The sequence below is a fragment of the Nostoc sp. genome (assembly GCF_036917395.1).
Taxonomy (GTDB): domain Bacteria; phylum Cyanobacteriota; class Cyanobacteriia; order Cyanobacteriales; family Nostocaceae; genus Nostoc.
Map to the genome: position 1 here is coordinate 290807 of NZ_JBALDI010000029.1, position 12820 is coordinate 303626.

Consider the following 12820-nt stretch of genomic DNA (forward strand, 5'->3'; position numbering starts at 1 on the left):
AAAGAGTCAGTGTAGGCTTCCAAGACAATTCTCTAACTCTAAACCTGACATTTTCACTCACAGCCGTGGAGCAAAACCTTGTAGCACTAAACTATTAGGAGTAACGGCAGTCACTTTTTCAAAATCCCACTTGACTTCTGTAATTGAGTCCCATTGATAGTTCTTGAACAGATGTAAACAGAAAATCTTGATAAAGCCAATTGATAAGGTTCTACCAGGACAGGCTCGCTCATGCCCTTCGCCGTTCCAAGATAAGATATCTGAAAAATTCCGTGTTGTGTCAAAATCATCTGGATTTTGGTATCTGTTAGCATCCCGATTAGCTGTTAAAATAGAGCCAAGCAAGCGAGTACCTTTTTGGAATGGGCATTTTTTTTCTCCAATCTCAACTTCACCTGCTTCAGTGGTGAGTTGGCTAACAAATCGCACAGGTGGATAAAGACGAGCCGTTTCCAAAATTACTTGATTGAGAAATGTTGACTGTTCTAGAGCGTCTGGGTCTAAACTTTCCTTGGCATTCCAAACAGCATTGACTTCTGACAATACATCATTTCTGAGAGCATTATCCAGGCATAGAACACCAATAACAGATCCCAAAAGCCCACTTGTGCCGGCAGTACCAGCAATATGAATCATATCGAAAAGGCTATTAGCGATTTGGTGTTCGTTCAACTGATACTGAGCGCCTGTTTCAAAGTAAGATGCCCATTTGGCAGATTGTTTATATCGCTTGGTTAAATGCTTACGATGCCGAATATTTGGCGCTGTTAATATTGCCAGCAGATACTTGCTAATAAAATTTGGCAAGGATGCGAGAACTAAACCTTTAATGTAACTACTCGATGCTGTGATTTCTTCCTCAGATAAAGATATCTGAAAAACCAGTTGGTGCAAAATCGACAGCATAATCTTTGGCAAATCGTTGCCGATGTGTAATTTGCTCTCTCTAGCAGCCTCTAACAGGCTTTGCTCAACTAGATACCCTAAAAAGTCTATCTGTTCAGACGGTTCTGGTAAGGCTTGTAAGAACACAGCACGCAGTCCTGTGTGTTCGTTACCGTTAGTTCCTAAGCTCAGAGGATTATCTAGCAGGTAGCTAGGAGCTAATATTCTGATGATACCTAAATCATTTCCCCGCAACTGTGGTTGGGTTTGCATTAGTTCCTTCACCTGGGAGTGAGAGGAATGCATAATTGCTTGATCCACGGCAAAATACTTGTCTCCAATATTGTCCTTTCGGATGTAGAGAAAGTCTCGCCATGCGTTGAGCATGATTGAGGCATCCATGTAATAAAAAACTAAGCGCAGAAACTTGCTGATCGCAGTGTCATAACCTACTTTGGCTAGTATAGGTGCAAGCCAAAGCTGGCGATCGTGACCTTGTAGGACTTTATCTTTAAGTGTCATAATATTTACTTTGGAGTTTTAGTGGTCATTGTTCATAGAACATTGGGCATTAGTTATTTCCTTTTTTTCCTTATCTCCCTTCCCTGGTTCCCAGTTCCCAGTCCCTAATTCAGATATTGATGCTTTGAGGAATTTTAGAAGGAAGCAGATACTCATAAATTGGACGGTGCAAATTACGTTGCTTGATGGTATCTTCTACCCGCTGAAGATTACTCTGGAATGCCTGTAACAATGGTTTTACTTTCTGGTCTGTAAAGTGTCCTTGCTGATACTCGCCCAGCTTGTTATAGTATACAGATCCCAATAAGCTGAGTAAATTGTATTGCCGTTGCGCCTGATCTAAGGGGGGGAGCAAATTCAGGTAGTCTTGCTCAGTAACTTCTCTTTTGAGAGTTGAGGCTGGTAAATAACCTGCCATTGGGATGGCCGCGGCATAGCTCATGAAATCTTTTTGCGGAAAATTAACCGCAGCATGTTGAGCGCTGGCGGTGAAAATAATCAGCGTAATGGCATCATTCAGGTAATTGAGCGTTTTGATGCCCCCATTCTCGCCAAAATCGGGGATACGACCACCATCATAAGCTGATATTTCAGCTGCCCATGCTTGCAGGGCTGTGTCTTTCTGAATATCTTCATCGGTGAGGTAATATAAATTCAGATAGTCCCAAACCCATTGATGAATCGCATCCCAAACTAATAGTGCATCATCCCGATAAGGATAAACAGGCAATAGGTTGGGATCATCCACACCGCGCTGTTGGAATTGCTTGGGCAAGATAGCACTATTGAACCCATAACTTTGCAACCCTAGTACCGTTAAAACGCGGGAGTTATCGATTGATGCTGAGAGTAATCTATCGACACCACCGCCAGGAGCAATCAGAATCCGTTGGGCAGCATCGTTAATTGCTAAGGTACTGTCAAAATGCGGGCGCAGCAGAATTCTTAGGGGATGGATAAGTGGCAGTTGTCGATAGGTTGCGATCGCAAAAACACCAACTAACAGGTGAGTTCTTGCTAGGTGAGTAATAGGTTCGTGGAAGTTGGCATCTGCTATTTGGACAACTGTTTTGGCAAAAAGCCAAGCGTATTTACCGGAATTAGGGGTAATGATTGGATAATCTGATCCTGGGGTTTGACCGCATTGAATGGCTATCGGCCGCAATAGACGGGTGGGGTCTGAGCCTTTGGGTAAGGCAAACAGTGCTAGGGGAGCATAGACATATTTTTGCTCATGTGGGAATGTACCGTTGATCGCACCGGATAAAATTTTATAATCAGCTAAGTACAGCCTTCCTTCAAGTCCTGCGGCTGCTAATGAATCGTCAGTTCCCATCACTGCTTGGTAATGTTCGTCTGTGACTGGGAAGCGATCGCCTGGACTGGTTACTCGCTCGATCATCACGGGATTGTAGCCAGCTACTCGCATGTAGGCAAATACTTCATCTTCCTGATAAGTTTTGGCGATCGCTGGTACACCAATCACCACAAACAAATTTTCGTAGTCCTTGAGACTGGTTGCATGTCCTGTGGGTTGTCCTTCATATAGAAGGGTAATTACCTGATTTAGAGCATCTCTGAGGATCACAAGTCCGTTTTCTTTAAGAATAGAAAAGAAAAGATCGTCGAGTTCTCTAACATCCTGAGATATCTGTTTAAGCAAAAACTGGGGGATAATTTGTAGGATTCTCACCAGAATGCTGATTTGGGCTGGTATTGCTCCCTTGATTAAGGCTTCTAAAATAAACCTTTCGACATCATCACGAATCGATTCAGAACCCTGATTTCCTCTGTTAACAATCAAGGTATTCACAAAAAGAACTCGTAACTGCTGGGCTAATAAAAAATACCAATTAGTGGTGAACTCTTCCGCAGCAGAAACCTGATCCACCATAGCAATGGATGGAATATAGGTATAGTTATATTCATACTCTTGCCTAGTAATGTATAGACTATGAGTACTTGGGGAAGTTATCGAATTATCTGATGATGAAGCAGTCATTGCCCCTATTCACGTGTAGTGGTTTAGATAACTTTAACAGTTGAGGATGCACAAATTTGAGTTAGCTAAATGTATTATCGCAATCAAATTGAAGTTTTTGATTTTTCTCAAAGAAATTTTATATAATTTATCGCTCACTCCTAACTCATTTATAATAAACAAAATCCTCATATTCCCTAGTAACCAGAGATTTATAGCTTTCATTAAAGGAATTTCAACTAAAAACATATTCAAAATAATAGTGGCACGTTACAGCGTTGAGCCTTAGCCAGATTCAAATAGCGCGAGGCTTTCATGATTTCTTTAAATCCGACCTTTACGGTATTGACATAATTCAATGCCAGTCAATTATTTAATCTGACTACTTAAGGGGATAAAATTGCTCAAAAAGTTCTCAATCGGTTCAGTTTAACTGTTTAGGGAATTTGCCAACGGTATCCGTATCCCGGCTCAAACTAGAGTAATAGATGAAACCGCTACTTTTGTCAACGAAATCAAAAATTTGTGAGGGAACTGACTTTTTTGGTTGATTACTTTGTCCTGGTGTCACATACTCGATTGAGAGATTGATGGTATTTTATTTTTGCACAAACTCCTTTATTCCAATTGCAATACAAGCTATGACACTCAATTTATATTTACTGCGACATGGAGAAACTACTTTTAGTCAAAGTGGTAATTTCTGCGGTAAAACTGATGCGGAGTTGACAAAAGAAGGGATGCAGATGGCAGAGAGTTTTGCCGATGTTTATCAAAAATTGAAGTGGGAGGCTGTTTATGTTAGCCCGATGAAGCGCACAATTGCTACTGCCAAGCCATTTTGTGATACTATCGGTATGGATATGCAGTTGCGTGACGGACTTAGAGAAGGTAGTTACGGCGAATGGGAAACTAAGAGTAAATCGTTTACCCAAGAGAATTACGCAGAAAATTATGTAAATTGGTTGACAGAACCCGCTTGGAATGCACCCATTGGTGGAGAAACTGCGGTAGAGATTGCTAACCGTTCTATGACTGTAATTGCTGAAATTCAAGAAAAACATTCCCAAGGTAATGTTTTAGTAGTTTCCCATAAAGCCACGATTCGGATTATGCTTTGCAGTTTACTGGGAATTGATTTGGGACGCTATCGCTATCGGGTGAATATTTTGGTTGCGTCAGTAAGTATGGTTAAATTTGACGTTAATGGTCCTTTGTTAGAAATATTGGGCGATCGCCATCATATACCCGATCATATTCGCTTTCGTCCGGGAACATAATAGTCCCTACTAGTAGTTTGTCAAGAAACTATTGACATGATATCTGCGGAGGCGGCAACAAAATCTAACTTTCCAGCTTCAGTTTTCCCTATCTCAAAAAAACTGACATTCATTGGACTTAGGCAAGAAACCTAAGGGCAAGAAAAAGTAATTAATCTGAAGTTACCCCATCTTAGCTGGTGGTTTGTAAGGTGGTGTATCAATGTCTACTGCACTAGAGGCCCCGGTATAGGCTACCAATTTTGATATCAAAGTCGGAATTTACAGATTTAACATGACTAATGTCCCTAATGTGTTGGTACAAGCAATTATACCAATCGACACTTTATATCACGTAAAAGCATCCTGCAACAATGGCTATGAGCGTGCCAACCAACCTACTAAGTATTAATGAGTTTAAAACTTCAGCCGTTGGCCAATGGCACGCTGCTTATCTTCATTTACATTTAGATATGCACAAAGTAAAGTTATTATCTAGATTGATGTTTTTTTAACTAAAAAAACAAAACTTAACACCAGGAAAACAAGATTAAATTAAAAATTAATTTCGCTATTTTCTAAGTTTGCAACTTTAAACTTAATAATTCATATTCGTGTTTTTCCTTGTCAATAACAGGAGATAATATCACATAGTCTTGAATAGTTGCCACATACACTATTGTTTTAGTAATAGTTTCTACGTCTTTAATAGCAGAGTCCGCTATAAAACATTTGTATTTTTTTCTAGAACCTACTTCTTGTAAAGTTGTTGTTCTACTACTGTAATTAATCTGAGTCAATATTACATTTACATAAATTTCTGTTTCTGCTCTGAGCTTAGTATTTTTGATGACATCAAGAACCTTAAACATAGTTTCTAATTCTATTTCTCCGGTTTGCACCTTTTTACCAGGAGAAGCCCAGTCTATGTGTAATTTACTGATTCCAATTCTAGTTAAAGCTTTTAATAACTCAGTATACTTGAAAACAGTTTTGCTTTTTAATACATTCAATTTAGGTGGTAATTCCTCTGTGTTTGCCCCAAGATTTATTAACTGTATAAATTCTTTTAAGCATTGCCCTAAGAAAGACTCTCCTAAGCCTAAACTATCTTCTTCATATACATTACCTTGTAGGCGCATCCCAAATGAACCACTAAATACACCAGACATAACCACTTGAGTTTTTTGCTTTACTTCTTGTTGTATTATGTGGCTTTCTGATTTTCCTTGCTTTATTTGTCCTATAGCATCAATTGTTTCTTGTAATGAATATAAAATTAATCCCAAATCACCTACAGGAGCTTCTGCAATCTCTTTCTCTGGAAACTGTAAAACAAAGTCTAGAATTTCTCTTCTTCTTTGTGTAGAAACTGTTTCAATATTAGGATCATCATAATTATCTTTAGATTGAATTCTTTGACCTAATCCTGGCAAATATTCATCTTGTATTTCATTGCAATCAACAGTTTTAACAACAGCATTCAGATCATCTTCATAAGGAATTTCTACCTGATAGACAAAAGCATCTTCTGTATAAATAAATATATCTCTAAGCTCAACTCCGCCTTGGACTACGCTCTGAAATCGAGATGAAGACATGGAAGCATATAACCATATCTCCGCAAACTCCGAACTATCTACACAAAGTACAATAAAAATTAATCCAGATTTATTTTTACAGGAAAACAATACTGGCTTATCATAAAAGTCATAAACTTCTATGATTTCAAGCTGTCCTAATATTGTCCTTTCCGGCAAAAAACTCATCTTTATAACTGTTTATGTTTTAGTGGAATCTTCTTGGTTCGCATCAATTAGTTCAAAAACCTTACAAGGTTCGCTATCCTCTGGTATCCACCAAGTATGATGAGATTTTCCATTCCTCGATGGAGTATGTTTTATCCTTCCCAGTCCATCACTCAAAAGAGCCTTCGCAATTTTCATATTCTTAAAACGCGGGATTCTAAGAGATAAATTTTTGGCATCATCCAATGACGAATAAATTGATACTCCACAGGCTTGACACTCGGATAGACCCGTAGGACATTCCTTGTCTGAAAATTCTTGCCGCCAAGATATAAAATCTTTTTGGTGCGGTCTTTCATGAGCCTTTTTAATAAACCTGTAAAACTCCCCCGATGCAATATCAGATTCTGATGGAGGACAGTTATCTGGGAAGTGTTTTGAATACGTCATCCTTTGTTTTTTGGATACAAAAATAAATTTATTTGTACATTTATAAATTATTTACTAGACTACTAGCATTAATTTACTACAACTGGTAGATAAAATCTGTAAAGTTTCTGAGCCTTTACTTTTTGCAGATGAAGGTAGAGGTAGGTTTATTCAGCTATTAAGTTGGCGATCGCTTCTACTAACTCGGCTGGCTCTATTGGTTTAGCAAGATGCTTGTCAAATCCGGCTTCTAGTACCTGCTTGGCGTTAATTTCTCCAGCATAGGCGGTGAGTGCGATCGCCCGAATTTGCCCTCCCTGCTCTGGTGGCAGTGTTCTCAACTGTCGCATAAACATACATCCATCGACTTCTGGCATCCCAATGTCGCTTAAAAGTATATCTGGCAAGGATTGGGTTAAAGCGGCTAGGGCTTTATCTGCTGATGTTACTGCTGTCACATTTGCCCCATACTGCTCTAGTAAGAAGACAATAAATTCTCGCGTATCTACATCGTCATCCACTACTAAAATTTTTACCCCATTCAAATTTGCGGATGGCTCTGAGTCGCTACTTTCCTGTTTAATCTCTGATTGATTTTGGATCAGCGGTAGTCTTACAGTAAAAGTTGCCCCCTGATCTTCCCCCCTGCTTTCTACCTGGACTGTCCCGCCATGCAGTTCGACTAAGTGACGGACGATCGCTAACCCTAATCCCAGTCCACCAAATTTTCTGGTGGTGCTACTGTTCTCTTGGCGAAAATATTCAAACACGTAAGGTAGGAAATCAGGATCGATGCCTTTGCCTGTGTCGCTGACTGTGATTTGAACATAAAATATAGGGTTTAGCATCGGACTATTTTCTGTTTCCTGTGCCCTGTGCCCTATACCTTTTACGCTTTCCAATCGGATATCCACCCGTCCTTCCACAGGTGTAAACTTAATTGCGTTTGAGAGCAAGTTCCAGACGATTTGCTGCAATCGGTTGGAGTCGCCCAAAACTTGTCCCAAATTTGGTTCCAAGCTGATGTGCATCTCAATTGACTTAGCTTCTGCCGATAGCCGCACTGTCTCCATTGCTGCCGAAATCACAGATGTCAGGTCAACCGGGTAGATATTTAAGCTGAGTTTACCTTGTAAAATCCGGGAAATATCTAACAAGTCTTCAATCAGTTGAGCCTGTAACTTAGCATTTCGCTCAATAGTCTTCAGCGCTTGAGGAATTGTCTTTTCATCAAGTTTTTTGGTTTGGAGTAGCTTTGACCATCCTAAAATTGGGTTGAGTGGCGATCGCAACTCATGAGAAAGGACTGCCAGAAACTCGTCTTTAATCCGGTTGGCGTTTTCTGCTGCTTCCCGTGCGGTTTGCTCTGCCTCGTATAGACGGGCACGTTCCATCGCTTGAGCGCACTGCTGTGCTAGTGCCAGGATAAAGGTATGGTCATCCTGGTTAAACTCCTGAATTTCGGCAAAAGCTAGAGATATTCCACCTATGGCTCGTCCCTCGATAATCAATGGAATCGAAATCCAAGCCCCGTAGTTGTACTGAGCATCCTCCTGAGCAGGATGTGAGTAACGAGCCACCCTTGTTGTTGTTGGCTCTTGCCAGATCGGCTTTTTGGTTCGGACTGCTTCTGCCAGTGGTGCGGATGCATTAATAGAGAATCGACGCCATGAATCTACCGTTTCCTGTTGATAACCTACTGCCCGCACAATTTCTAGTTCAGTGCCGCTTTTAGTCATTAGTGCTACTAAAGCAGAACTAGCTGCCAAAGCTGCCATACCTTGCTCTACAATTACTTCAGCAACCTGTGTCGGAGTTAGAGATTCAGAAAGTGCAGCAGTAAGAGCTTGCAGACGGGCAGTGCGAGATGCTGCCTGTAAAGCCGCCTGTTGAGATTGCTGTGCTTCTTTGTAGAGTCGGGCATTATCAACAGCGATCGCCGCCCGACAAGCTAACTCCTCTGCTAACATCAGGCTTTTGGTGTCATAGCGACGACCTGAAGAAGATACCAAAGTTATAGCTCCCAGCACTCGTCCCCGAACTATCAGTGGTACACTCATACCAGATGTCGGATTTAGTTCTTGCAATATTTTTCGGTGAGCGGCGTTGTGGGTTGGCACTTGCATCTGTTCCTCACGAAAATGAGTAATTTGTGACTTGCCTGTGCGTATTACCTCAGCAACACCTTCTGTTTGTGTCAAATCAGGCGGATAATTTTCTAAATCTTCTACCAATTCTTGTTTCCCTTGATTGGCATGAACTGTTGCTACCCGACGGACTGATTGATTCTCACAAATAATATCAACTAAGCACCAATCAGCTATTTCAGGCACTGCTAAACGCGCCAAACTGGCTAAGGTTGTCTCATAATCCAATGATGCAGCCAAAATCCCACTAGCCTCAGCGAGAAAACGCTGCTGTTCCTCCACCTGCTTGCGCTCAGTAATATCTCGCGAAGACGTCTGCATCTCTAAAATTTCTTTAGTTTGGCGATCGCGAATAGCTCGAAGAGTTGTTTCCAACCAGATATAATGCCCGTCTTTGTGACGACCCTGGTGAGTAATAGTACAAATATCTGGTAAATTGGCATTGACTGGGTAATTCTTCGTAATCTCTGCCAGATCGTCAGGGTGAACTAACTCATAGCTGAGACGACCGACTAATTCCTCGGGTTGATACCCCAGTACTGTGTAGCAAGCTGGTGAAATGTACAGAAGAGTTCCATTTACTGTATGGCGTGAAATAATATCAGTTGAATTCTCAGCCAGCAGCCGAAAACATGCCTCACTCTCGCCCAGTTTTGCCTCTGAGAGTTTGCGTACACTAATATTACGGAAATAAAGTGATAACCCTGTGGGTGAAGGATAGGCGCGAACCGCAAACCATGCATCCAAGGGTGGGTAATAATCTTCAAGCTCAAGCGGCATTCCTAGAGTAACTGCCCTTTGATAAAGCTGACCAAAGCTAGTAGCAGCAAGTTCTGGGAACTCTGACCACAAATTTTTTCCGAGCAGATCCTCGCTGGAACGCCCCAGATTTCTGCTTGCTTCATGATTGAGGTAGGTGAAGCGCCACTCACTGTCAAAAGCAAGAAAGCCGTCAGTGATCCTCTCCAAAATTTCGGTAACTTGCTCTTTGGCGTCCTCAGCTTCAACACGAGCCGCTTGCTCCCGCTCAAATAGCTGTTCACACTCTGCTTCGGCAAGCTTACAATCGGTAATTTCTTGGCAGATTGCGCCCACCCAAGTAATTTCATCGGGTAGTTTAATCGGATAATAATTTCCCGACCAATACCGCTGCTTTCCAGGCGCGGCGGGTGTCTCCCCACTAGTATCTTGGGCAATAGATTCTCCTGTCTGGATCACATGCCGCAAAGCTTCCATCACCGCAGGATCTATCCCAGGTAGCAGTTGGGCGATGGTCTTACCGATATGCACCTCTGGGGGAAAACCGTTAATCTCAGCTAAAGCGTCATTCAACCGAACGTATCTCAATTTCTCATCCCATAGGCCAATACCTATAGGTGCGTTATTGAAGAGGGTATCAAGTAGAACGTTAGCTTTAATCAAGCGAGTCTGCTCTGTTTTCAGTAGTATCAGCAGTTGCTCACGGTCTGCCTCAGCCTGCTTGCGTTCGGTAATATCTACGCACATTCCTACCCATTCGCGGATTTCGCCTGTGTCGTCGAGTATAGGCACACCGCGTATATTCATGTAACGGTATTCGCCATCATGTCGTAGAACACGATACTCGGCAACTGCAACACTGCGTGTAGGAAATGCCTGTTTCCAAATTGCCACCATCGAGGAACGATCTTCCGGGTGCAGCGCCTCAACCCAACCCCATCCTTTATATTCTTCGGGACTTTGCCCTGTGAACGCCTCCCAGGTTGGAATATGATCAACAACGTTGCCCCAAGGTGCCGCCCTCCAGACTATCGATGCGCTAGCTTCTGCCAGTGAACGGTAGCGTGCTTCACTATCGCGCAGCGCAGCTTGCTGTTGGCTCAAATCTTGCCGCAAATCTGTAACCTCTTCAGCTTTCAGGTGATCAATTAAATCTTTAACAATGGTAAAGTCTTCCTCGCCAATTGAGACACCTGGGGTTTCAAAAATTCGGCGATATTTTTCCTCGCTTTCTTGCAGTAACAACTCGGTTTGCTTCTGCTCAATGAACTGACCAATTTGAGTGGCGATCGCACTGATCATTTGGAGTAAATTGGTGTCAGGCTGTGAAATTTGGTCGCTGAAAAATTCAATCACACCTAAGATTTTATTACCCAACCGAATCGGAAATCCGATAGCGGCAGCAAAAAAATTCTCGTCTTGGGCTTCTGAAATCCAAACGGGTTGACCACTTGCCCAAACTTGACCAGGTAAACCTTCATTAAAAGCAATTGTCTGCTGGTTGAATGGTTCTTTCTCCAAGTCAGATGAATACCAACTACTTATGCGGTGCAGAACATTAGCTTCATCGTCTCCACTCCAAATTATCCCAGCTTGCCATCCTAAACTTTCACAAAGGGATTGGAGAATAGCTGGAACCGCATTCACAAGCGTAGTCGCCTCAGAGAGGATGTGAGCGATCGCATATTGTATAGTTAGAAGCTGTTGGCTGCGTTTGCGCTCAGTAATATCTGTAATTAAGATTGATACGCCAGTTTCTGAGGGATAGACGCGGTTTTCCAACCAGCGATCCCATTTTGGATAGAAATACTCAAAATTTACTGGAACTTGTTCGGCAACAGCGCGGTGCAGTTCAGTGTAGAGTAGGCTATTAACTTTGTCAGGAAACTCCCAAATACTCTTGCCTAAGAAGTCTTCCTGATTGATCCCAGCTAGTTCAGCTAGCTTGTCATTAACGTAGGTGTAGCGCCATTCACAATCCAATCTGATAAAAGCATCGCTGATCCTAGCTAAGACCTGTTCAATGTCTTGGGTGATAGTTGCTGGAACATCAGCAGTCACAGTCTCTGCTCCTCATTTTTGAAAGTATTTGGCTAAAAGCGCCTCACCGGGTTCTTCTATCTGGTATATTAGCTAGCTTTTCAATTTCTTTCATAGCCAGTGGGGAAGGTCGTGTCCGTCCGTTTTCCCATCAGTTTATATTGTGGAACGAAACCCCTAACATCGTTGCCAGTTTTACCTGTGAAAGTTTGAGGCACTGCCAAGTCTTTCAAACAACTGTGCAATCCTTAACTGTTCGATTGCAGGCATAAGGTAAATATATTTTTATTTTTCTCCCAGATACTGGAATATAGCATCTGCGATCACTCTGACTGCATCTATCTACAGTTATAGAGGTTGTAAGTAGGGGATCTTGGCCAAGATCCTCTAAAAATGTACAAATAGTTTTGGATAATTTATAAAATCTCGTTTCCAGTCTCTGGCTGGAAATGCATACCCTGGTGGCTCTGCCGCCAGGAGAAGGAGGCGGCAGCCCCCGAACTGGTCTATTCCCAGTCGGAGACTCTTAACGAGGCAACACGAGGCAATCTCTGAAGGGTTTATCTAGAGAGGCTTTTACCTTAAGTTGACACCAATGAAGGCCAAGATCCCCTACAAATGTACAAATAATTTTGGATAATTTATTTTTTATCAGTCCCTTATGCAAACTATTTAAGCTAGTAGTAATAGAGTTGTTTCAATCCAGAGAATAAAAATATGAAAGTTTGGCTTGCCTGCTTTTTGGTGCTGTTTGCCTTGGCAGAACTGTTTGACTGGTTGCAAGAATTTAATCTACCATTACCTATCTATATTTTGGGTGGCGCTTTTTTAGCTGTTGCTTCTAACTATGATAAAATATTTGGCTCCTATTTCGATGATTCAAGCATCGAAGCATCACTCGAACAACCTCAGCTAGATTCACTAACCTCATCAACTAATCCTATTTCTTTCCCAATTGCCAGTCCTGTTGAAGATGCTCAAACTTCTCTTACAGATGATTAGCCGCATAGCGCGATGCCAAATAGCCCGCCCTTAGACATCGCTTGTCTG

General features: G+C 41.9%; 7 protein-coding genes. 2 read left to right on the forward strand and 5 right to left on the reverse strand.

Annotated elements, in window-relative coordinates; translation table 11 throughout:
- Nucleotides 1-57: 57 nt before the first annotated feature.
- The gene (locus tag V7K46_RS12220) at nt 58-1407 is read right to left on the reverse strand and encodes a cytochrome P450 (RefSeq protein WP_335113359.1); all 1350 of its coding nucleotides are present in this window, start codon (nt 1405-1407) and stop codon (nt 58-60) included.
- Between the two features lie 109 nt (nt 1408-1516).
- Nucleotides 1517-3409, reverse strand: a complete 1893-nt coding sequence (locus tag V7K46_RS12225; protein WP_335113361.1) for a lipoxygenase family protein — start codon at nt 3407-3409, stop codon at nt 1517-1519.
- Between the two features lie 620 nt (nt 3410-4029).
- Between V7K46_RS12225 and V7K46_RS12230 the strand changes: the two genes are divergently transcribed.
- On the forward strand, nt 4030-4668 hold the full coding sequence (locus V7K46_RS12230; RefSeq protein ID WP_335113363.1) for a histidine phosphatase family protein: 639 nt from the start codon (nt 4030-4032) through the stop codon (nt 4666-4668).
- 557 nt (nt 4669-5225) lie between these two features.
- Here the strand turns inward: V7K46_RS12230 and V7K46_RS12235 are convergent.
- The 3 genes from V7K46_RS12235 to V7K46_RS12245 form a co-directional block, all read right to left on the reverse strand.
- Nucleotides 5226-6416: a DUF6575 domain-containing protein gene (locus tag V7K46_RS12235; protein ID WP_335113365.1), complete on the reverse strand. Its 1191-nt coding sequence runs from the start codon at nt 6414-6416 to the stop codon at nt 5226-5228.
- Between the two features lie 12 nt (nt 6417-6428).
- Nucleotides 6429-6845, reverse strand: coding sequence for a hypothetical protein (locus V7K46_RS12240; RefSeq protein ID WP_335113367.1), 417 nt, complete (start codon nt 6843-6845; stop codon nt 6429-6431).
- A gap of 146 nt (nt 6846-6991) precedes the next feature.
- Nucleotides 6992-11791 carry a PAS domain S-box protein gene (locus tag V7K46_RS12245; protein WP_335113369.1) on the reverse strand — a complete coding sequence of 1600 codons (4800 nt, stop codon included), beginning with the start codon at nt 11789-11791 and terminating at the stop codon, nt 6992-6994.
- Between the two features lie 696 nt (nt 11792-12487).
- Between V7K46_RS12245 and V7K46_RS12250 the strand changes: the two genes are divergently transcribed.
- A complete protein-coding gene (locus V7K46_RS12250; RefSeq protein ID WP_335113371.1) occupies nt 12488-12772 on the forward strand; it encodes a hypothetical protein in 285 nt (94 codons plus the stop codon).
- Nucleotides 12773-12820 lie beyond the last annotated feature (48 nt).